Source organism: Bacteroides faecium (assembly GCF_012113595.1).
In the GTDB taxonomy this organism is placed as follows: Bacteria; Bacteroidota; Bacteroidia; order Bacteroidales; family Bacteroidaceae; genus Bacteroides; species Bacteroides faecium.
This window is the reverse complement of record NZ_CP050831.1, coordinates 226,509-247,401: the sequence shown is the minus strand read 5'-3', so window position 1 is coordinate 247,401 and position 20,893 is coordinate 226,509. Positions and strand designations below refer to the sequence as shown.

Genomic DNA, 20,893 nt, shown 5'->3' with positions numbered 1-20,893 from the left:
AAAACACAAGATACTATGATAAGGAACTTTTTACTAATTTGCTTGCTCGGCTGCGGCATATCTCTGGCAACGGCCGGAAATCCGCCTTTCTTTACCACGGGCACTGCCGTCAATGGAAAAGGAGAACTATTGATGACTCAAAAGGGAACAAAACGGCTGGATGTTTTTGCCGCTGACGGGAAAACTCTGCTCCGTTCGTATCCGTTCAAAGAGACTCCCACGGGGCTTTTACTCGATGGGGATATGGCATATGTAACTACTTTTGGGAAAACCGGACGGCTGGAAGTGCTGTCATTGAAGTCGGGACAAGTGGAAGCGGTGATTCCTACCGGTTCGGGAGCTTGCCATCCTGTATTTGATGCGGACAAGAAACATATATATGTATGCAATCAATTTGCCAATACTGTGAGTGAGATAGATGTTGTGTCGCGTAAAGTGGTGCGAAATGTGAAAGTCTTGCGTGAACCACTGTCTGCTATATTCAGTAAGGATGGACGATATATGTTTGTTGCAAACTTCTTGCCTGCGCAACGGGCAGACTTGGATGTAGTGGCAGCCTGTGTATCGGTAATCGATATGAAGAACTTCACCAAGGTGAAGGACATCCAACTGGCAAATGGTAGTAACGCTTTGAAGAATATGTGTATTACTCCTGATGGCAAGTATATTTATGTATCTCATAATTTAGGTCGTTTTATGGTACCTACTTCACAATTGCAGCAGGGATGGATGAATACAAGTGCCTTTAGTATCATCAATGTAGAAAAGCAGGAGTTTGAAGGAGCCGTATTGGTGGACGAGCCCGACCGGGGAGCTGCCGGTATATGGGGAATTGCTTGCGATGAGAAATATATCTATGCAACTCATAGCGGAACACACGAAGTCAGTGTCATCGACCATTCCCGGATGCTGAATAAATTTATGAGTTATGAGGATAAAAGTCGTTTGGACTACGACTTGACCTTTCTCTATGGCCTTCGCAAAAGGATTCCTTTGCAGGGCAACGGACCGCGCAATTTCCTGATTTCAAATAATAAACTGATTATTCCCACCTACTTTGCCGATATATTAAATATAGTGGATGTGAATACGCTGTCGGTAGCTGCCGTTAACATGAATATAGGACGTACCGAGACAAAAGAACAAAAAGGGGAGAAATACTTTAATGATGCCGGACATTGCTATCAAGGATGGCAAAGCTGTAACGGATGTCACCCCGGAGATGGTCGTACGGACGGTATGAACTGGGATTTAATGAATGACGGGGTGGGCAATCCGAAGAATTGTAAAAGTATGCTTTATAGTCATGTGACACCCCCAAATATGATTTCGGGTATTCGTGCCAAAGCCGAAATAGCGGTGCGGGCAGGTTTCCGCTATATCCAGTTTTATGAACCCGAAGAAGAAATGGCGGAATGTGTAGATGCTTATATGAAGTCTTTGCGTCCGGTTCCCAGTCCGTATCTGATAAACGGAGAACTGTCGGAGAAAGCTAAGGCGGGAAGGAAAGTCTTTGATAAGTTGAAGTGTGGCGAATGTCATAGCGGCCCTTTCTATACGGATATGAAAATGCACCGGATTGGTGAAGATATAGAATTTGAGAAAGGATGGGATACTCCTACGTTAGTGGAATGTTGGCGTACAGCTCCTTATCTGTTTGACGGGCGTGCTGCTACCATGCAGGAAGTGTTTGAAGTCCATAAACATGGAGTTGACAAAAAGGTTTCAAAGAAAGAAATAGAGGAATTGACCGAATACGTAAATTCCCTGTAAGAAGAAGGCTTATGAATTATTGCGATAAAATACATTACTCTCTGTATGTTGCTTCTGCCAATGATTTTTCGTCCATGATAGACGATTTATTATCGCAGTTGCCCGAAAAGGAGAGCATATTACGCCTGGTTTTGTTTGGTACGCCTGCTTTGGAAGAGGAATATGTCGCCTGGTGTCAGATTTTCAAGATGAAGGCACGCTGTTTTTTCGGAGATTGCGAGCCTGCACTTAGCTATGTCTCACAACCGGTACTGGATGCACCTTTAGTACTGGAAGTGCACAGTTACCGCCCCGATAGGAACGAACGGATTTCGTATCGTCGATATGAGGACATTTCTTATGTATTGGTAGAAAATGAATCGGGACGTTTCCTTTTTGCAGGCGGATTTCAAGGGGATGAATCCTGTACGGACAGAGAACAACAGTCGGCAGCAGCTTTCCGGCAGTTGAGAGGTGTGTTGGATAAGGAGTCATTTCCTGTCAGCAGTATTATTCGCCAATGGAATTATATAGAACAGATAACCGGATATGACGGAGCCGGTCAGCACTACCAGTCATTTAACAATGTGCGTACAGCGTTTTATGCGGAAAGCGACTGGTCGAAAGGGTATCCTGCCGCTACGGGAATCGGCATGAACCTGGGCGGCATTTTGATTGATGCAGATGCGGCGGTGTTTCATACGTCTGATGCTTTCGCCACTCCTATTGATAATAAATTGCAGGTTGCCGCCCATGCCTATTCTGAACAAGTGCTTGAAGAAGCCCGGCAGAAAAAGACTACTCCGAAGTTTGAACGTGCCAAGAGCATGACTTTTCATGACCGGCGTTTGGTCTATATTTCAGGAACAGCCGCTATACGCGGAGAAGAAAGTCTGAAAGGCGTCGGTCTGGAACGTCAGTTGCAGATTACGATGGAGAATATCGCCCAATTAATAGATGAAGCCCGTTTGGTGATGTTGCGTGTCTATCTGAAGAACAAGTCGGATTATGAGCTTGCAAGGAGGGGACTTGAAAGTTATGGACTGAATATTCCCGTATCCTATCTGCAAGCCGGCGTATGCAGGGAAGAACTATTGATTGAAATAGAAGGAATAGCGATAGAATAAATACGATACTAATATAAATAATAACAGATAAAAACGATGACTAATTTGAAAAAGTACACCAATGCCGATTTCTATAAGAATGGCGTGTTCCGGCAAGAGACTGCTATTGAAGCAATGAAGGAAATGTTTGTTCACTATAACATCCCTTTTACAGGATTTATGGCTGAGAATATGTGGGTAACGGACTTTGGCTTGGGAGATTTCGAAAATGTAGGTATGGGCGGTATCTTTTGGATAAACGACCCGACATACGGCTATTTCGCCCATGCCATTTATCTACTTCCGGGACAGATGATTCCTGAACATGCCCATGTGAAAACGGATTTCCCTGCCAAACATGAATCATGGATGGTAGAGAAAGGATGGGTTTACAACTTCTCTGAGATAGGAGAGACTACCCCGGACGCTCCGGCGGTTCCTGCCACGCATGGACCTGTTAAAAGCAAGAATTGTGTAAAACAGGAAGTAGGAGATATCTTGCGCTTGAAAGAAATGGAAACTTTTCACTTTATGATGGCAGGTCCGGAAGGAGCTGTTGTTTGTGAATGGGCCAACTACCATGATAATGCCGGACTGCGTTTCACTCATCCGACTGCTGCGTTATAAACTGAATATTTCGAATTAGCATAGATTCGACTGAAACAAACCACCATGAAAAACAAGTATCACACATTAGTGTTGTTTTTAGTATTTTCTCTACTGACTTCTGTGGCTGCGGCTCAACAGAAGAATACAGGAATAAATATTTCTGCAAAAGAAAAACAAGCGCAACGTATACACATGTTACAGAACGAACTGAAATGGCTGAATATGGAAGCCGTCCGGCTGGCATATGAGGATATGAAGCAGCTTGAAGGATTCGACGTTGTAAAATATCAGCCTGTCTTGACGGAGCTGGAACAACAAGTGAAGAAAGGATTCGGAAATATCTATAGCGGTGATGAGGCTGTTTTGGCAAATGCGGAAAAGGCGATAGCCAATAAGCGCACTATCTTGCTGGCTAATCCGTTACTGGATGGAGACAAAATTCTGACCGTCCGTTATAAATTAGGAAACAGAGACCGTCGGGCGATGGCTCCCGAACTTGGTACGCAGTCGAATAACTGGAGTAACCAGGAATCAGCCCGCCGTGCAGGCTTTGACGCAGATATTGTTGAATTGAGTAATTTGCGTAAGAATGTGCAGGTTCGTACGGTTTATAAACCTGCCAATACTTCCTCTATCGCTGATTTGAAATTGCATTGGGACGGGGAACGTGCGATGTTTACCCAAACCATGTCTGATAACCGCTGGAATGTATTTGAAGTGAAACTGAATGGTGGCGATTGTAAGAAACTGATTGATAATCCTGAACCGGATTTGGAGTTTTACGACGGTACTTATCTCCCGGATGGACGTATCATCGCCAATTCGAATATCGGTTATCAGGGAGTCCCTTGTGTCAATGGCAGTGACCCGGTAGGGAATATGGTGCTCTATACACCACAGAATAAAAATCTGCGTCGTCTGACATTCGACCAGGATGCCAACTGGAATCCGGTGATAATGAATAATGGGCGTGTGATGTACACCCGCTGGGAATACACAGACCTCACCCACTACTACACCCGTATCGTAATGAATATGAATCCTGACGGTACGGAACAAAAAGCACTGTACGGTAGTGGCTCGATGTTCCCCAACAGTACATTTGACGTGCAGCCCTTACCCGGTTATGGTTCCGCTTTTGTCGGTATTATTTCAGGGCATCACGGAGTGGCACGTTCCGGTCGTCTGATTCTGTTCGACCCGGCTAAAGCGCGTAAAGGAGCAGCCGGTATGTTACAGGAGATTCCTTACCGTAACCGGCCTGTCGTTGAAGAAGTGAAAGACAGGTTGGTAGATGGCGTGTGGCCACAGTTTATCAAGCCTTCCCCACTCAACGATACTTACTTCCTGGTCGCTGCAAAACTGGATAAGAATGATTTATGGGGAATCTATCTGGTGGATAAGTTCGATAACGTAACTTGCCTGCACAAGATGGACGGTGAAGGGTATATCAGTCCGATAGCCGTACGCAAAACTGTGACTCCGCCTGCCATCCCCGACCGGGTGAAGTTGGATGATAAGCAGGCAACCGTCTTTATACAGGACATTTATGAAGGCGAAGGTCTGAAGGGGATTCCGCGCGGAACAGTGAAGTCACTTCGTTTGCATGCTTATGAATATGCTTATGTACAGACACAATCCGACCATAACTGGCATGGTATCCAGTCGGGATGGGATATCAAGCGTATGCTGGGAACTGTTCCGGTAGAGGAAGACGGTTCGGTTATCTTTAAAATTCCTGCCAATACCCCTGTCTCCATCCAGCCTTTGGATAAGGACGGAGTAGCCGTACAGTGGATGCGCAGTTGGCTGACCGGACAACCGGGAGAGATTGTTTCCTGTGTAGGATGCCATGAAAACCAGAATCAGATTGTCATACCGAAACGTGTGATTGCTTCGCAAAAGGCACCGCAGGCTTTGACTCCCCCTGAAGGCGGTACCCGTTCGTTTACCTTTGACCTGGAAGTACAGCCGATTTTGGACCGTGCCTGCATCGCCTGTCATAACGGGGAAGGAAAAGCATTCGACCTGCGTGGCGGCAAGAAGGATAAGAAAGGATATGGAACATCTTACCTCAATCTTCATCCGTATGTACATCGTCAGGGTGGTGAAGGGGATATGGTAGTGCTTTATCCTTATGAATATCATCCGAATACCAGTGAACTGGTTCGTCTTTTAAAGAAAGGCCATTATAATGTGAAACTGACGGATGCGGAGTGGCGGAAAATTTATAACTGGATTGATTATAATGCCCCCGACAAAGGATATTTCAATGCCAATGTGCTGACGTCGTTCCCTTATCAGGGATACAATCAAATAGAACGCCGTAAACAACTGACCGATAAATATGCCGGTGGAGCCGGAGTGGATTGGAAAAAGGAAATAGCGGATTATGCCGGCCAACTGAAGAATAAAGGTGAAATACAACCGGTAATGCCGGAGAAAACCACCCCTGTGAAAGAGAAGGTACGGAAGGTAAAAGGATGGCCGTTTACTGCGGATAAAGTGAAGGAACTGTTAGCCGGTGAGAAAGAAACCGTCAAGGTATTGGAAATAGCGCCGGGTGTTCAAATTACATTTGTGCGTATTCCCGCCGGTGAGTTTGTTATGGGCAGTTACGAAGGTGAGCCGGATGCTTATCCTACCACTAAAGTGAAGATAGATAAAGCATTTTGGATGGGTGAACTGGAAGTGACCAATCAGCAGTATAACACTGTATTCCCGCAGCATGACAGTCGCTATGTAGACCAGCAATGGAAAGACCATGTAGTGCCGGGCTATCCTGCCAATAAACCGGAACAGCCTGTTATCCGGGTAAGTTATAATGATGCAATGGAATATTGCAGGATATTGAGTCAAAAGACAGGACTGAACATCACACTTCCAACCGAAGCACAATGGGAATGGGCTTGCCGTGGTGGTAGCGACCAGGACTTTTGGTTTGGTAATTTAAATGCTGATTTCGGTAAGAAAGATAATTTGGCCGATGTGACAACTAACAAGTTTGCTGTGATTGGAGTCGACCCGCAACCGATGTCGCCTGAATCATCCTGGTATAAGTATTATACCTTCCTTCCAAAGGCTGAGAATGTGGATGATGGCAGTTTGGTACAGGTAGGCGGAAAGAAATATGAAGCCAACCCATTCGGATTGTACTGCATGCATGGCAATGTTGCCGAATGGACGCGTTCGGATTATGTACCCTATCCGTATAAAGAGAATTCGAAAAAGGTTTCCGAATATAAAGTAGTTCGTGGCGGTTCGTATATTGAACGTCCGAAACATTCTACTGCCTACTCGCGTAAGGGATTCTATCCTTATCAATGCGTGTTCAATGTCGGTTTCCGTGTCATTATTGAAGATTAAGTGAGTATCTGAATGGGAAAAACAAATCTGAAAAGGCTGATTTCATCCTCAACAACTACGATTGTATTGTTGCTTGTTTATGGTACAGGTCTGGCAGCCGCCACTTTTATTGAAAAGTATCAAGGAAGTGAGGTAGCCAGGTCGATGGTATACTGTTCTCCTTTGTTTTTCCTTCTTCAATTTCTGTTGGTGCTCAATTGGCTGGCTGTCGCCATCCGGCAACATTCGCTGAAAATGCGAAAATGGGGAATGTTGGTGACTCATGGTGCTTTCATTATCATCCTGTTGGGAGCATTGGTTTCCCACCTTTACGGTGAAGAAGGTATTCTGCATTTGCGTGAGGGAGAGACGAGCAACCGCTTTGCCGTCCGTCATGCCGATGGAGTGACTTACCATACGCTTCCTTTTAGTATAGAACTGATGAATTTTACACTGACCCGCTATCCCGGTTCGTCCAGTCCGTCGGCCTATGAAAGCGAGTTGTTGGTACATATGGGGGAAGAGGTCATTTCTGAGCGGGTTTATATGAATAACGTGCTGGATGTGAAAGGTTATCGTTTCTTTCAGGCTTCTTATGACCAGGATGAACAGGGCACGGTGCTCTCTGTCAACCGTGATGTGGCAGGACGTACCATCACTTATACCGGATACGCTGTTCTGTTGCTTGGCTTGGTTTTATGCTTTGTGGATAAGCGTTCGCGGTTTATGCAGCTCGGTCGCAGACTGAAGGAATTACGTTGTTCTGTTCTCCTGATATTGTCAGTACTTTCTTCTTTATCAGTTTATGCCAACAATACTTCGACGCAAGCGACAGAAGTAGTCTTGAAGAACGTCATAAATGCCGGACATGCCGCCTGCTTCGGCGCATTGCCCCTTCAGTCGGGAAGAGGACGTGTACTTCCCGTCAACACTTTCTCGTCCGAAGTCTTACGGAAATTACATAAATCAGATACATTCGGTTCTTTAAATTCCGACCAGTTTCTGATTAGTGTCCTGGTAATGCCGGAGCTTTGGGCGCAAGTACCTTTTATTGCCGTTCCCGGAAAAGAATTGAGCGATTTCTATCATCTTCCCTCCGGGCAATGCGCCTATATGGATGTATTTGATGCCGATGGGAACTATAAATTGCAGGAAAAGCTTGAAGAAGCCTATGGCAGGATGTCTGCCGCGCGAACTCGTTTTGATAAAGAACTGATAAAGTTTGATGAACAAATCAATATCTTTCATCAGTTACTCGACTGGCAGTTATTAAATCTCTTTCCGAAAGAAGACGACCCGCAACATACATGGTATGCGCCGGGCGATGACTTGTCTGCGTTTTCGGGGAAAGATTCGATGTTCGTCTCCCGTATCCTGACCTGGTATGTCGAGGAAGTACAAACTTCTTTTCAGAGTGGCGACTGGACAAAACCGGATGAAATAGTAGGCATGATTTCTACTTATCAACAGGCAAAGAATAAGATAGAAGGTGTTACTCCCGAAAAGATGGAAGCAGAGATAAAGTATAACCGTTTGGATATATTCAGCCAGTGTAAGAAAGGATATTTGATTTTTGGCGGCTTGTTGCTGGTATCTGCTTTTGCTTCTTTATTCAAGCGTGTCCGTTGGATACGTTTGTCGGGTTGGGTGCTTTGTGTCGCTATTCTAGCCGTTTTCTTTTTCCATATGTACGGAATGGGAATGCGTTGGTATATCGCAGGGTATGCTCCGTGGAGCAATTCATATGAAACAATGGTGTATGTATCCTGGGCTACGGTTTTCGCAGGATTATTGTTTGCCCGGCGTAGTCTGCTGACCTTTGCCCTGGCTACACTGTTCGGTGGGACTATCCTATTTGTTTCGGGACTGAACTGGATGGACCCGCAAATCAATCCGCTCGTTCCTGTTCTGAAATCACCGTGGCTTATGTTTCATGTAGCCGTTATTGTGGGTGCGTACGGATTCTTTGGTATCAGTTGCCTGCTTGGATTAGTCAATCTGGTGATGATGAGTCTTAAAAAGTCGGTATTGATACAGCGAATAAAAGAATTAAGCATCATAAACGAAATCTCTCTCCTGATTGGGCTTGCCTTGATGACGATAGGAACATTTCTTGGAGCTATTTGGGCAAATGAATCATGGGGACGTTATTGGGGATGGGACCCGAAAGAGACTTGGGCACTGATTACAATGGTCGCTTACGCTATTGTCACCCATCTTCACTTGATGCCGTTCAGAAACAAGTTGTGGCTGTTCAATCTCTCTTCAGTGATTGCTTTCTATAGCGTGCTGATGACATTCTTCGGAGTGAATTATTTCTTGAGCGGTATGCATTCTTATGGTCAAAACGACCATGTAGGCGGCATATTTATCTATCTTTTAGCATCGGTATTTCTGGTGGTATTGCTTGGAATTCTATCTTTCATGGGAAAACAAAAACAGAATAATTAATCGAACGTAATGATGTATACTATGAAGAATCTCATATTATTATTTACTCTATTGTGTCTGTCACCGATTGTTCAGAGTAAGTCACCCAAACATTTGTTGTTGGGTGGCTCCGGTTGGAACAAAATTGCTATTATAAATAAAGAAACAAAAGAAATAGTATGGGAGTATCCTTTGGAAAAAGGATGGGAATGTAACTCGGTAGCAGCTACAAAAACAGGAGAAATCCTCTTTTCCTACTCCAAAGGAGCAAAAATGATAACCCGTGACGGACAGGAACTTTGGAACATTGCCGCTCCTTCGGGTTGTGAAATGCAGACTGCACGTATATTGCCTGACGGTAATGCGTTAATAGCCTGGTGTGGTCATCCGTCTACCATTTTAGAAGTAAATCCAAAAGGGGAAATTCTTTCGAAAACCGAATTTGAAACAGGTATCGAACGTCCCCATGCACAGTTCCGTCAAATAAATAAGAACAAAGAGGGAAATTATCTCGTTCCTTTATTTGCTACTTCTGAAGTGCGCGAAATTGCATCTGACGGTAAACTGCAGAATACTGTAAAACTCTCCGGTACTCCTTTCTCCACTGCTTTCCTGAAGAATGGCGACTATTTGGTAGCTTGTGGGGATGCTCACTGTTTCGTGCAACTGGATGCTACCTCGAACAAGATTATCCGTCAGGTAAATGCCAATGATATAGACGGGGTGCAACTATTTTTTGTAGCTCAACTCTTCCCCTTGAAAAAAGGCGGACTTTATATTTGCAACTGGCAAGGGCACGACCGTGAAGCCGATAAGGGTAAACATCCCCAATTGGTAGAGATTGATTCAAACGGTAAAGTGGTATGGCAACTGAATGATAGAGTTAAATTCGGTATGATTTCTTCAGTTTGTCCAATCAGAAGATAGAATTATTGCAACGCGAGCAGTGGTAAAGAAAGATGTTCTCCTTGATACGATAATGAACGTAGACTTTAAGCGGATTCGCTTAAAGTCTACCTATAAAATAAAGTCCAAATAATTATTTCTGTTTATTACTTCAAATGAAGCATCCGAATATGCGGTTGTGAAAGCGGCTGGTGCAGAAGGTTTCTTATCTCCCCATTTAAATTCAAATGCCGAAAGCTTTTCCGATGACTCTTCAATCAAATCAATTTCTTGATTGTCGTAAGTACGCCAGAAGTAGAACTCTTTTGCTTGAGTTCGGTTATAACGCATCTTGATTCGCTCGCTAATCAGATAATTCTCCCATAAAGCTCCAACATCCTGACGGACAGCTAACGGATTAAAATTGCCAATGATGGCATTTCGAATTCCATTATCATAGAAATACCACTTTCCTGCTTTTACCACTTCTTTCCTTAGATTCCGCGAATAGGCTCCCAAGCGGTAAATAACAAAAACTTTCGACAGTAGGTCCAGGTATTTCTCAACCGTATTCTTACTCATGCCTAATTGTCGTCCAAGTTCATCATACGAAACCTCGCTTCCCATTTGAAAGGCGATTAATCGCAGAAGTTCTCTCATTTTACCGGAATTCTTCAAGCCGTCAATTGCCAGAATATCTTTCAATAGATAAGCACCAACAATATCCCGGAGATAATCTGTTTTGCGTTCAAAACTTTCCAATGTTACTACTTCAGGATAAGAACCATATATGAGGCGGGATTCTAAATTGCGCTTTGTTTCCAGGGCATTTTCTATTTGATCTATTTCTTTCTGCGAAAAAGGATTCAAATGGAACTGCGTTGAACGTCCCACTAATGGCTCGCCTGCTTTGTTGAGCAGATCGAATGACGATGAGCCACTGGCAATTACCCTTATCCCGTCAATCTCATCTACAATCAATTTCAACTTAGAACCAATATCCGGAATGTTCTGAGCCTCATCAATAGCAAGTAAATCTATACCTTCAAGTAGATGTTTATAGTTGGATATACTACGTTCACCCAGCAAAGAGATTGTATCATAGTCCTCTCCGTTGAGCAGCATTGTTTTGCCTTTGAATGTTTTAATTAATTCGCGCATAAGAACGGTTTTACCAACTCGTCTTGCGCCAAAGAGCAGAATTACTTTACCTGATTCTATTCGCTCCGATATTTTATCCTGTAGAATTCGTTTGATTGTCTCCATATCTACTTGTTTTGCAGCAAAGGTAGTAAAAAGAATCTCCATACTGACGATTTTTCTATTAAATTCGTCAATAGAATGACGAATTTAATAGAAGGTAGCGGGTAGATTTTATTTTAACCTTTCTCCTTTTACCTGTTTTGTTGAGTAATAAACAGCGTATAGGGACGATTGATAGTCTGTTTTTTTGTGATGGCTGAGGTGAAATATCAGTATGGGGTACATATTTAGGCTATCCTGAATAACCATGATGATTTTTATATTCTTGTGATTGTGTATTCTAAGAATTATCACGTACATTTGTTCTGAGTTATAAACCTTATTCTTTGAATGTAATGAAACGGCAACTCTGTAAATAGCTTCGCCCATATGGATTGTGAACAATAGAAAAGTAAAAGTCTGTTGTCCCAACTCTTTGTGACTTCACATAAGTCACAAGTTATTTCATTATTCTATTTTGGAAATCCTATTAAAGAAGCTATTACACAATGAATACGAAAATATATCCCCGTACCAATGATTTTCAGACTATCTATCTGAATACAGTAATAAAGAACCCTGCTATTATTGTAGGTGATTATACGATATACAACGATTTCGTGAATGACCCGGTTCTTTTTGAGAAGAACAATGTTTTATATCATTATCCAATCAACAAAGACCGGTTGATAATAGGAAAATTCTGTTCCATTGCTTGTGGGGCTAAATTCCTTTTCAACAGTGCAAACCATACATTGAGCTCTTTATCCAACTATACATTTCCTATCTTCTTTGAAGAATGGAATTTAGATAAAAAAGAGGTTGTCTCAGCTTGGGACAATAAAGGCGATATAGTGATTGGTAATGATGTTTGGATAGGTTATGAGGCTGTTATTATGGCGGGAGTACATATTGGGAATGGAGCAATTATTGCATCAAGGGCAGTGGTAACGAAAGATGTTCCCCCTTATACGATAGTGGGCGGAACGCCCGCCAAAGAGATTCGGAAGCGTTTTGATACAAATACAATTGCTTTATTGCAGGAATTGCAATGGTGGGATTGGAGTTTTGAAAAGATATCCGAATGTTTACCTTATATAATGGGTGGGAAGATTGAAGAATTAATGCAAAAATAAACAATATATGAATTTAATAATAGAACTTGGAACCTCTGCTGATATAGATGAATTGGAAAGGCTATATGACGAGTTGAACGATTACTTGGCAACTACGGTTAACTACCCCGGATGGATAAAAGGAATCTATCCGGTTCGCGAAGATGCAGTTGCCGGTGTGAATGATAACAGCCTTTTTGTAGCAAGATGTGATGGCAAAATTGCGGGATCGGTCATTCTGAATCATCAGCCGGAAGAGGCTTATGAGAACATCAAATGGAAAATAGATGTAGATTATAGCCACATCTTTGTGGTACGTACTTTTGTTGTGCACCCTTCTTACTTGCAGAAAGGTGTTGGGCGTGCGTTAATGGAGTATTCATTGGACTTGGCTCGAAGTACGGACATGAAATCTATTCGGCTGGATGTCTATGAGAAGAATCTACCTGCTATCTCATTATATGAGAAATGCGGATTTGAGTATGTTGATACGGTAGATTTAGGATTGGGACATTACGGGTTGAATTGGTTCAAACTATATGAAAAGATGGTCTGAATCCTCTTTAGTGGAATTGACATATAGGTCTATTTCTTTTTTGATAAAACCTTTGATGATATAATAGAGTAGAAGCTCCAATGTTATCTATAGAATATAGATGCTGCCGGAGCTTCCATAGATTTCTTCTCTGGCAAATTAAATAATACTTTTCTTCATTTCAAAAACAATATCTTTGACACATACATTTTCCGATAGGCTTAATAAGTACCGGATGGAATTTAACAAATCACTGGGTTGCACCATTTCTTCATCTTTAAAAGGAGTTCCTGCCTTTTTCGCCATATCGGTATTGACCCATCCGGGACAAAGGGTAGTGACCCGTATTCCTAATGGGGGTAATTCACGATATAAAGATTCAGCCAATCCGAGGAAAGCAAATTTTGTAGAACCGTAAATACCACCATCAGCGAAACCGTATTTTGCTGCACGGGATGCGATATTAAATATATATCCGCTTTTCTGTACTTTCATTATCTCTGTCACAGTTTTCAGTATTCCATATTGGGCGATTACATTAATTTCCATAATCTTCCTAAAGTTATCAACGGGTTCACTTAAAGAACCATCCATGAACATTGCTGCTGCATTTACCAATATATCAATGGCACCGTATTTTTGATTGATACGTTTAATTTCGGTATCAACTTTCGTGCAATCTGTAATGTCTAGCGGCAATACGACAGGTTCTTGTATATTCCTGTCCGGTTGCATGATTTCATCATGTATCTTCTCTAAGTTCTGTTTGTTTCGGGCTACTAATACAACCCGATAGCCATCAGTTGCTAACCCCGCTGCAATAACAGCACCGATACCTTGACTTGCTCCTGTAATAATAGCTAATCCTTTTTGCTTTTCCATGACCTGAATTTAAATGAGTTTATTAATTATGATATAAGAAATAGAGTGACGATATGAGGATAAAAAAAGAAGCCTCGGAATATTCCAAGGCTTCTTGCTTATTATTTGTTTTTGCACATTCTGTTTGATATCTTCGTAACAGTCACAGTAGACAGGACTAATCTTTTTGATTTTAGCCTTTTCCTTATAAATACGTTGAAATATAGGGAAACTAAGGTAATACATGCATTCAGACTGTTTCATCAGTTGTAATTTCATGTGCAAAAGTAGGAATATATTGTTGAATGAGAAAATGTTTGAATTGATTTTTGCTTATTATATGTAACTTTGTAACTCTAAAAAATGTATGAATCTAAAAGTTTTATCGTAATGGATAAAAGTATATTCGGCTATAATATGAATAGAATAATTATTTTGTTGATTTCATTGATAATATCGTTACAAGGATTTTCACAAACAGAGTTTACTACCTGTCTGTTTGATGCTGAAAGAAGTAGAGTTATACCGATAGCTGTTTATCAGCCGCAGAAAGTAAATTCAAAAACAAAAGTTATTATATTCAGTCACGGTTATGACGGGAATAAAAACAGTAAGTCCAATCAATCTTATTCCTATCTGACACGTTTTCTTGCAGAAAAAGGTTTTTATGTGATTAGTGTACAACATGAGTTGCCTGATGACCCTCTTTTGGCAATGGAAGGTGATTTTATGCAAACTCGTATGCCGAATTGGGAACGGGGTACTGATAATATACTATTTACGATTCAGGAATTTAAAAAGCTAAAACCACAATTAAATTGGGATGACCTTGTATTAATAGGACATTCTAACGGTGGGGACATGACAATGTTGTTTGCAAGTAAATATCCACAATTGATAAGTAAAGCTATATCAATGGACCATCGTAGAATGATTATGCCAAGAACACAAAAACCTCAATTATATACATTAAGAGGTTGTGATTATGATGCGGATGCGGGAGTGCTGCCCACCGAACAAGAACAGCAACAATTCCATGTGAAAATTATCAAACTAGATGGAGTTACGCATAGTAATATGGGAGAGAATGGAACGGAAGAACAACATAACCTTATCAATTGGCATGTCTATGAATTCCTGACAAGGAAATAGCTAGAATAAAACAATAATATCTGCTTATGTTTAAACAATAAAACTAGTATTTCAAAAAGGTATTCATTGGAAAATACTTGATGGTATCCAACTTTTATCTGCCTGTCTTCAACCGGAAAGCCTGTTTTTCTTGTAACTTTGCAGCCGATTTTAGAAAAAGAAGTTTGGAATGATAAATAAATACGAGGAACGGCTGGGAACAGAACGTATGTTGCCGCTTGTTTTTAAGATGGCACTTCCAGCAGTAGCTGCGCAGTTCGTTAATTTGCTATATAGTATTGTCGACCGTGTATATATCGGACATATTCCGGGCATCGGAACCGATGCATTGGCTGGTGTAGGAGTAACTACTTCTCTCATTATTCTGATATCTTCTTTTTCAGCAATTGTAGGCGGTGGCGGTGCACCATTAGCTGCCATCGCACTCGGACAAGGGGACCGTTTGCGTGCCGGCAAAATATTGGGAAATGGTTTTGTCCTTTTAATAATATTCACCCTGCTTACTTCTTTCATCGCATATACATTTATGGAACCCATTCTCCTTTTCACGGGAGCTTCGGAAAATACATTGGAATATGCAGTGGATTATCTTTCCATTTATCTGTTGGGGACTATATTTGTAGAAATATCAACAGGATTGAACAGCTTTATTAATGCACAGGGGCGTCCTGCCATTGCTATGTTTTCGGTTCTAATCGGTGCTTTACTGAATATAATTCTTGACCCTATTTTCATCTTCTGGTTTGATATGGGGGTGAAAGGAGCGGCTCTGGCTACGGTGCTTTCACAGGCTTGCAGTGCTGCGTGGGTACTGACTTTCCTTTTTTCCAAACGTGCCTCTTTGCCTTTGGAAAAGCGTTATATGAAATTGGACAGGAAAATAATACTTGCTATATTGGCTTTAGGAGTATCTCCATTCATAATGGCTAGTACGGAGAGTTTAGTTGGTTTTGTACTTAATAGTAGCTTGAAAGAATTCGGCGACATCTACATTAGTGCATTGACAATTCTGCAAAGTGCGATGCAGTTTGCCAGTGTACCATTGACGGGATTCGCGCAAGGATTTGTACCGATAATAAGCTATAACTATGGACATGGTGACAAACAGCGTGTAAAAGACTGTTTCCGTATTGTATTGATAACCATGTTCTCTTTCAACTTGATATTAATGCTTTTCATGATTCTGTTCCCTTCAACGGTAGCTTCCGCTTTTACAAGTGATGAAAGGTTGATTGAGACTGTTCGTTGGACGATGCCTGTATTCTTGGGTGGCATGACTATTTTCGGATTACAGCGTGCCTGCCAGAATATGTTTGTAGCATTGGGACAGGCTCGGATTTCTATTTTTATTGCTTTGTTGCGTAAGGCAATTCTATTGATTCCACTAGCATTGATATTACCGCATTTCATGGGAGTGACAGGTGTATATGCGGCTGAGGCTATATCCGATGCGACAGCAGCAATATGCTGTACTCTGTTATTCTTTTGGCAGTTCCCCAAGATTCTAAGAAAAATTCAAAGGAATACTCAACGTGCAAATTAATACCGGATAAGATTCGAAAGAACTGTTATTTACTGAAAAAACGACCTTTCTTAAAAACGGAATATTTAAACTGCCAGGAAATCAATATAACCAATGGACTGATGGAAAAGAATAGAAAAACTCCGGCATTTACTAATACTCTTTTTTCTTTTGAGAGAATTTGGATAAATATATGATGAAATTGCAATAATATATTTGTTTTGATTGTCATGCTGAACGTTTTTGTGGTAAATAATCAATCATTCAGTCATTTTATATCTCCTTCGGCTTTATGATGAAATAGAGAAAAAAGTAGTCTAGAATGCTCTGAAATAACTCTTCTGTATCTTCCTCACCGAGGAAGGACAGGTTCCTCGGTGAGGAACTTATCGATGCACACCGAGGAACGCCTTGATGGTTTAGGGGGAATGAAGATTAAATTGCTGGAAAAACTGCATATTATATATGAAATTATACAATATTAGTTTGTATTTGTGCATAATATTACACTAATATATGCGGTTTTTACTCTAACTTGTTTCTTTTAGAGCAATTGTTTCTCAACATAATCTTAAAAATAGCACATTCATGCTAAAGACTTTTTGTCCTTTAATTAGAAGAAGTACCCCAATTCGTTCTCTTTGAAAATCTCTGCAACTAACTATTTTTCAAAGAACTATTGAGCTTTTTTTAGTGGACACTAATGTGATAGAGTCTAATATGTATTTTATACAAGTTAGTAAGATACTTCTCTCAGAGTCCCCAAAATGTCAATATCTCTATGTATTAAACGAACATAAATACTTCCCACTAGAACCTCTGATTGAATATAATAGTTTGTTTGGACTCCAAAAAGTTCTTTTATTTGCCTGACTGCCATAGTGCAACGAATTCTATCTTCTTCATTAAGAAAATCATTGGAAATAATGATGATTCTTGAAATGGGACCAATCCGTCCCACAATATCCATTAACTTACTTAAATGTACTCTGCTGCAATCCATATAGGGTAAATGATAACAGGCAACTTCATTCGAAGTATTTGTAAATGCTAAAACAAGTCCGCAAATTGTAGTTCCTGCATTCACCAACGTGTCTCCTGTATGAGCGATCATTGTATGCCCTTGACCTAATAAGTGATTCATCTTCTATTTTTTTAGATAAGTAATAACTGGTACATTATTATCAATTAGTAGGACACCTCTCGTAAAGTTCCTAAGATATCAATGTCTTCCTGTTTTAAGCGAACATAAATGTCTCCTACTAGCACTTCTGGTTGAATATAATAGTCTGTTTTGACTCTAAAAAGCTCTTTTATTTGTCTGACTGCTGCAGTACAACAAATTTTATCTTCCTCATTAAAAAAGTCATTAGAAATAACGATGATTCTCGAAACGGGACCAATCCGCCCTACAATATCCATTAACTTGCCTAAATGCACCCTGCTGCAATCCATATAGGGTAAATGATAACAGGCAACTTCATTCGAAGTATTTGTAAATGCTAAAACAAGTCCACAAATTGTAGTTCCTACATTCACTAGCGTATCTCCTGTATGGGCGATCATTGCGTACCCTTGACCTAATAAGTGATTCATCTTCTATTTTTTTTAGATTAGTAATAATTGATGCAATATTACAAGTTATAAAGAACAATCTATTATGCAAAATATTAATTTTATTACATATTTGAAGTGAACTTAATGTAAATTGATGTGATTGGATTCAGAATCATAGTTTGCAGAAAGGAAAAATGCAAGTTGTTCAAAACCTGCAATGTCCGTGTGTGCAGCGAAGAAAACCAGGTGGATTATTGTTTCCAGTGCAGCCGGTTTCCTTGTGAAAATACAGGCTTTGACGAGCATCTATACAAAAGATTTGTTGCAATCAATAAGCGGATGCAAGAGATAGGAATAGAGAAATATTATGAAGAAGTAAGAGACTTGCCTCGTTATTAAGTCGCGGATAGTCTCTCTTTCTTTGCTTCACTCCAATTCCTGTGCATAAATGTTGATTGCGCGTAATGCTTTTAATATTTCAGTCGAGGTAATTCCCTGACATTCTATTCTTAATATTTTCTCCCAGTTCTCAAGGTCTACATTCCATTTGTAGATTTGCGGACACAGGGTGAAAAGCGCCGAGATATGTTTTATATCTCGTACATTTTTTACTGAAGTGCGGAAAATAAGTATTTGCTCTTCCATGGTTGCTATTTTATTTTTGTTCTGAACGCAAAGGTAAGTCAAAATAGCCTCAGCCATAGAATTATTCGACGAACGCCCTGATTACTCATGACGAAACAAGTAATATAGGAGATAAACTTCGCATACTCAAAGATTTTACTTACATTTGTTCTTATAAATAAAATGTAAGTAAAAAACATGAGAAAACAACTATCAATTACATTAGCTTGTTTCCTTCTTACTTCGGCTACGGCATTCGCTCAAAGCTGGAAACCTTATGAAAATACTGCGAAGGGAAAGACTTATGAAACATCCGATTGCGTGACATTACTGGATAGCACGCTGGTATCTGTCCAGCCTACCGGACAAGGCTCGTTTGCTGTGTGCAAAGTGATTAAAGTGCAAACTCCGAAAGGGGCAGTAGCTAACCGGGTAATTAAATACGATTATGACCCTCTGACCGCTTATGCTGAATTCAAACGTGCGACCGTTTACCGTGCCAATGGGCAGGTGGATGAACTTGATGTAAAGAAAACCTGTGATTATGCCGCTCCTGCCCGGGCTATTTATTGGGGAGCGAGACAGATTATGCTCGAAATCGGTGCTTTACACCCCGGTGATATCGTGGATTATGAGATAGCTAAGAAAGGTTTTACTTATGCGTTGCTCGGAGCCGGAGATGAAGATGATTCACGTTTTATCCCGCCTATGCGCGGACAATTCTATGATATTGTTCCTTTTTGGAGTAGTGTCCCCACCGTGCGTAAAGTTTATAAAGTGGCTGTCCCTATGGAAAAAGAATTGCAATTCCAGTTCTATCAGGGCGAATGTGCTTCATCCATGCGTTATGAAGACAATAGTAAGGTGTACACTTTTACAATGGATAATGTGATGCCTTTCGTCAGAGAACCGAATATGGTAGACTTTTTTGATGCGGCTCCCAAACTGATGATGTCTTCTACTCCCCAATGGAAAGACAAGTCCTTGTGGTTCAATAAAGTGAACGAAGACTATGGCAGTTTTGCCCCACTGCCCGAAGCACAGAAAAAAGTGGACGAACTGATAAAAGGCAAGAAAACCGAGATGGAAAAGATTGCCGTGCTGACTCATTGGGTGGCCGATAATATCCGTTATTCCGGCATATCCATGGGAAAAGGAGAGGGGTTCACACTTCACAATACTAAAATGAATTATACCGACCGTTGCGGGGTCTGTAAAGACATAGCAGGCACACTGATTTCCTTCTTGCGTATGGCAGGTTTCGAAGCCTATCCGGCTATGACAATGGCGGGCAGCCGTGTGGAGAGTATTCCTGCCGACCATTTTAATCACTGTGTGGCAGTAGTGAAACTAAATAACGGAACGTATATGCCACTCGACCCTACCTGGGTTCCTTTCTGTCGCGAATTGTGGAGCAGTGCCGAACAGCAGCAGAACTATCTGCCGGGTGTGCCCGAAGGTTCTGATTTGTGCATCACTCCGCTTTCAGCTCCCGAAAATCATTATATGCGTATCAAAGCCGATAACCGTTTGGATGTGGACGGTACTCTGCGTGGTACTTTCACTCTTACCGCCGAAGGGCAGAGCGACAGCAATATTCGCCGCATCTTTACTACCGGATTTCAGAGCGAATGGAAAAATACGATGGAAAGACAGCTCTTAGCCATATCTCCAAAAGCCAAATTGTTGAGTGTAGACTACGGTAAGAATCCTAAAGACTATCAGGCAGCACCTATAAAAATCACTTTCCGTTACGAAATACCTGGTTATGCATTGAAAGGCGAGAAGGAGATGTTCTTCCGTCCGTTGGTGATGAATAACCTTTATAATCAGGTACGTTCTTACTTGCGAATTGACACTTCGCTGAAAGAACGTAAGTATGGTTTCAAAGATGGATGCTCGCGTCTGGTCGAACTGGATGAAACGATTCAGCTTCCGGCAGGATACAAACTGGCGAATGCCGACAAGAATGAAACAATGCAAGGTACGGGAGCCGATTTTGAAGGTTCATTGGCACAGCAAGGAAACAAAGTGTTGCTTCACAACAAACTAGCCTTGAAGAAACGTGTCTATGAGGCTTCCGACTGGGATAGTTTCCGCAATGCAGTGAATGCCCATAAGGCATATGGTGAATATTTAGTGATTAAAAAGTAGAGCA

General features: G+C 41.3%; 16 protein-coding genes and 1 pseudogene. 12 read left to right on the top strand and 5 right to left on the bottom strand.

Annotated elements, in window-relative coordinates; genetic code table 11:
- Positions 1 to 15: 15 nt before the first annotated feature.
- From BacF7301_RS00985 to BacF7301_RS00960, 6 genes and pseudogenes are all read left to right on the top strand, one after another.
- Positions 16 to 1,773, top strand: a complete 1,758-nt coding sequence (locus tag BacF7301_RS00985; RefSeq protein ID WP_167959573.1) for a YncE family protein — start codon at positions 16 to 18, stop codon at positions 1,771 to 1,773.
- Between the two features lie 11 nt (positions 1,774 to 1,784).
- On the top strand, positions 1,785 to 2,879 hold the full coding sequence (locus BacF7301_RS00980) for a chorismate transformation FkbO/Hyg5 family protein (RefSeq protein WP_167959572.1): 1,095 nt from the start codon (positions 1,785 to 1,787) through the stop codon (positions 2,877 to 2,879).
- 30 nt (positions 2,880 to 2,909) lie between these two features.
- Positions 2,910 to 3,485 (top strand): annotated as a pseudogene (locus BacF7301_RS26145) (cupin domain-containing protein); the annotation flags it as partial.
- A gap of 45 nt (positions 3,486 to 3,530) precedes the next feature.
- Positions 3,531 to 6,833, top strand: a complete 3,303-nt coding sequence (locus tag BacF7301_RS00970; RefSeq protein ID WP_167959570.1) for an SUMF1/EgtB/PvdO family nonheme iron enzyme — start codon at positions 3,531 to 3,533, stop codon at positions 6,831 to 6,833.
- 12 nt (positions 6,834 to 6,845) lie between these two features.
- Positions 6,846 to 9,263 carry a cytochrome c biogenesis protein CcsA gene (locus BacF7301_RS00965; RefSeq protein ID WP_167959569.1) on the top strand — a complete coding sequence of 806 codons (2,418 nt, stop codon included), beginning with the start codon at positions 6,846 to 6,848 and terminating at the stop codon, positions 9,261 to 9,263.
- 21 nt (positions 9,264 to 9,284) lie between these two features.
- Positions 9,285 to 10,169 carry a beta-propeller domain-containing protein gene (locus BacF7301_RS00960; RefSeq protein ID WP_167959568.1) on the top strand — a complete coding sequence of 295 codons (885 nt, stop codon included), beginning with the start codon at positions 9,285 to 9,287 and terminating at the stop codon, positions 10,167 to 10,169.
- Positions 10,170 to 10,259: 90 nt separating this feature from the next.
- Here BacF7301_RS00960 and BacF7301_RS00955 read toward each other — a convergent pair whose 3' ends face one another.
- Positions 10,260 to 11,393: an ATP-binding protein gene (locus BacF7301_RS00955; protein ID WP_167967067.1), complete on the bottom strand. Its 1,134-nt coding sequence runs from the start codon at positions 11,391 to 11,393 to the stop codon at positions 10,260 to 10,262.
- 485 nt (positions 11,394 to 11,878) lie between these two features.
- On the opposite strand from BacF7301_RS00955, the gene BacF7301_RS00950 reads away from it, so the two are divergent.
- Both BacF7301_RS00950 and BacF7301_RS00945 read left to right on the top strand, forming a co-directional pair.
- Positions 11,879 to 12,505 carry a CatB-related O-acetyltransferase gene (locus BacF7301_RS00950; protein ID WP_167959567.1) on the top strand — a complete coding sequence of 209 codons (627 nt, stop codon included), beginning with the start codon at positions 11,879 to 11,881 and terminating at the stop codon, positions 12,503 to 12,505.
- A gap of 7 nt (positions 12,506 to 12,512) precedes the next feature.
- Positions 12,513 to 13,040 (top strand): GNAT family N-acetyltransferase, encoded by a 528-nt coding sequence (locus tag BacF7301_RS00945; protein WP_167959566.1) that lies wholly within the window; start codon positions 12,513 to 12,515, stop codon positions 13,038 to 13,040.
- A 138-nt stretch (positions 13,041 to 13,178) separates the two neighbouring features.
- On the opposite strand, the gene BacF7301_RS00940 is transcribed toward BacF7301_RS00945, so the two are convergent.
- Positions 13,179 to 13,901, bottom strand: a complete 723-nt coding sequence (locus tag BacF7301_RS00940; RefSeq protein WP_167959565.1) for an SDR family NAD(P)-dependent oxidoreductase — start codon at positions 13,899 to 13,901, stop codon at positions 13,179 to 13,181.
- A 396-nt stretch (positions 13,902 to 14,297) separates the two neighbouring features.
- Here BacF7301_RS00940 and BacF7301_RS00935 point away from each other — a divergent pair, with 396 nt between their 5' ends.
- Positions 14,298 to 15,032, top strand: a complete 735-nt coding sequence (locus tag BacF7301_RS00935; RefSeq protein WP_167967066.1) for an alpha/beta fold hydrolase — start codon at positions 14,298 to 14,300, stop codon at positions 15,030 to 15,032.
- Positions 15,033 to 15,201: 169 nt separating this feature from the next.
- A complete protein-coding gene (locus BacF7301_RS00930; protein WP_167959564.1) occupies positions 15,202 to 16,575 on the top strand; it encodes an MATE family efflux transporter in 1,374 nt (457 codons plus the stop codon).
- Positions 16,576 to 17,290: 715 nt separating this feature from the next.
- Here BacF7301_RS00930 and BacF7301_RS00925 read toward each other — a convergent pair.
- Together BacF7301_RS00925 and BacF7301_RS00920 are read right to left on the bottom strand one after the other, a co-directional pair.
- On the bottom strand, positions 17,291 to 17,698 hold the full coding sequence (locus tag BacF7301_RS00925; RefSeq protein WP_167959563.1) for a hypothetical protein: 408 nt from the start codon (positions 17,696 to 17,698) through the stop codon (positions 17,291 to 17,293).
- Between the two features lie 44 nt (positions 17,699 to 17,742).
- Positions 17,743 to 18,150 (bottom strand): hypothetical protein, encoded by a 408-nt coding sequence (locus BacF7301_RS00920; RefSeq protein ID WP_167959562.1) that lies wholly within the window; start codon positions 18,148 to 18,150, stop codon positions 17,743 to 17,745.
- 117 nt (positions 18,151 to 18,267) lie between these two features.
- On the opposite strand from BacF7301_RS00920, the gene BacF7301_RS00915 reads away from it, so the two are divergent.
- A complete protein-coding gene (locus BacF7301_RS00915; protein ID WP_256380253.1) occupies positions 18,268 to 18,510 on the top strand; it encodes a DUF3795 domain-containing protein in 243 nt (80 codons plus the stop codon).
- Positions 18,511 to 18,537: 27 nt separating this feature from the next.
- Here BacF7301_RS00915 and BacF7301_RS00910 read toward each other — a convergent pair whose 3' ends face one another.
- Positions 18,538 to 18,756 carry a hypothetical protein gene (locus BacF7301_RS00910; protein WP_167959561.1) on the bottom strand — a complete coding sequence of 73 codons (219 nt, stop codon included), beginning with the start codon at positions 18,754 to 18,756 and terminating at the stop codon, positions 18,538 to 18,540.
- 177 nt (positions 18,757 to 18,933) lie between these two features.
- On the opposite strand from BacF7301_RS00910, the gene BacF7301_RS00905 reads away from it, so the two are divergent.
- Positions 18,934 to 20,889 carry a DUF3857 domain-containing protein gene (locus BacF7301_RS00905; RefSeq protein ID WP_167959560.1) on the top strand — a complete coding sequence of 652 codons (1,956 nt, stop codon included), beginning with the start codon at positions 18,934 to 18,936 and terminating at the stop codon, positions 20,887 to 20,889.
- The last annotated feature ends 4 nt before the right edge of the window (positions 20,890 to 20,893 follow it).

Coding starts and splice junctions, on each gene's coding strand:
- BacF7301_RS00910 (WP_167959561.1), bottom strand. CDS start 18,756: ATGGAAGAGCAAATACTTATTTTCCGCACTTCAGTAAAAAATGTACGA.
- BacF7301_RS00940 (WP_167959565.1), bottom strand. CDS start 13,901: ATGGAAAAGCAAAAAGGATTAGCTATTATTACAGGAGCAAGTCAAGGT.
- BacF7301_RS00925 (WP_167959563.1), bottom strand. CDS start 17,698: ATGAATCACTTATTAGGTCAAGGGCATACAATGATCGCTCATACAGGA.
- BacF7301_RS00905 (WP_167959560.1), top strand. CDS start 18,934: ATGAGAAAACAACTATCAATTACATTAGCTTGTTTCCTTCTTACTTCG.
- BacF7301_RS00935 (WP_167967066.1), top strand. CDS start 14,298: ATGAATAGAATAATTATTTTGTTGATTTCATTGATAATATCGTTACAA.
- BacF7301_RS00955 (WP_167967067.1), bottom strand. CDS start 11,393: ATGGAGACAATCAAACGAATTCTACAGGATAAAATATCGGAGCGAATA.
- BacF7301_RS00930 (WP_167959564.1), top strand. CDS start 15,202: ATGATAAATAAATACGAGGAACGGCTGGGAACAGAACGTATGTTGCCG.
- BacF7301_RS00945 (WP_167959566.1), top strand. CDS start 12,513: ATGAATTTAATAATAGAACTTGGAACCTCTGCTGATATAGATGAATTG.
- BacF7301_RS00950 (WP_167959567.1), top strand. CDS start 11,879: ATGAATACGAAAATATATCCCCGTACCAATGATTTTCAGACTATCTAT.
- BacF7301_RS00985 (WP_167959573.1), top strand. CDS start 16: ATGATAAGGAACTTTTTACTAATTTGCTTGCTCGGCTGCGGCATATCT.
- BacF7301_RS00980 (WP_167959572.1), top strand. CDS start 1,785: ATGAATTATTGCGATAAAATACATTACTCTCTGTATGTTGCTTCTGCC.
- BacF7301_RS00970 (WP_167959570.1), top strand. CDS start 3,531: ATGAAAAACAAGTATCACACATTAGTGTTGTTTTTAGTATTTTCTCTA.
- BacF7301_RS00965 (WP_167959569.1), top strand. CDS start 6,846: ATGGGAAAAACAAATCTGAAAAGGCTGATTTCATCCTCAACAACTACG.
- BacF7301_RS00920 (WP_167959562.1), bottom strand. CDS start 18,150: ATGAATCACTTATTAGGTCAAGGGTACGCAATGATCGCCCATACAGGA.
- BacF7301_RS00960 (WP_167959568.1), top strand. CDS start 9,285: ATGAAGAATCTCATATTATTATTTACTCTATTGTGTCTGTCACCGATT.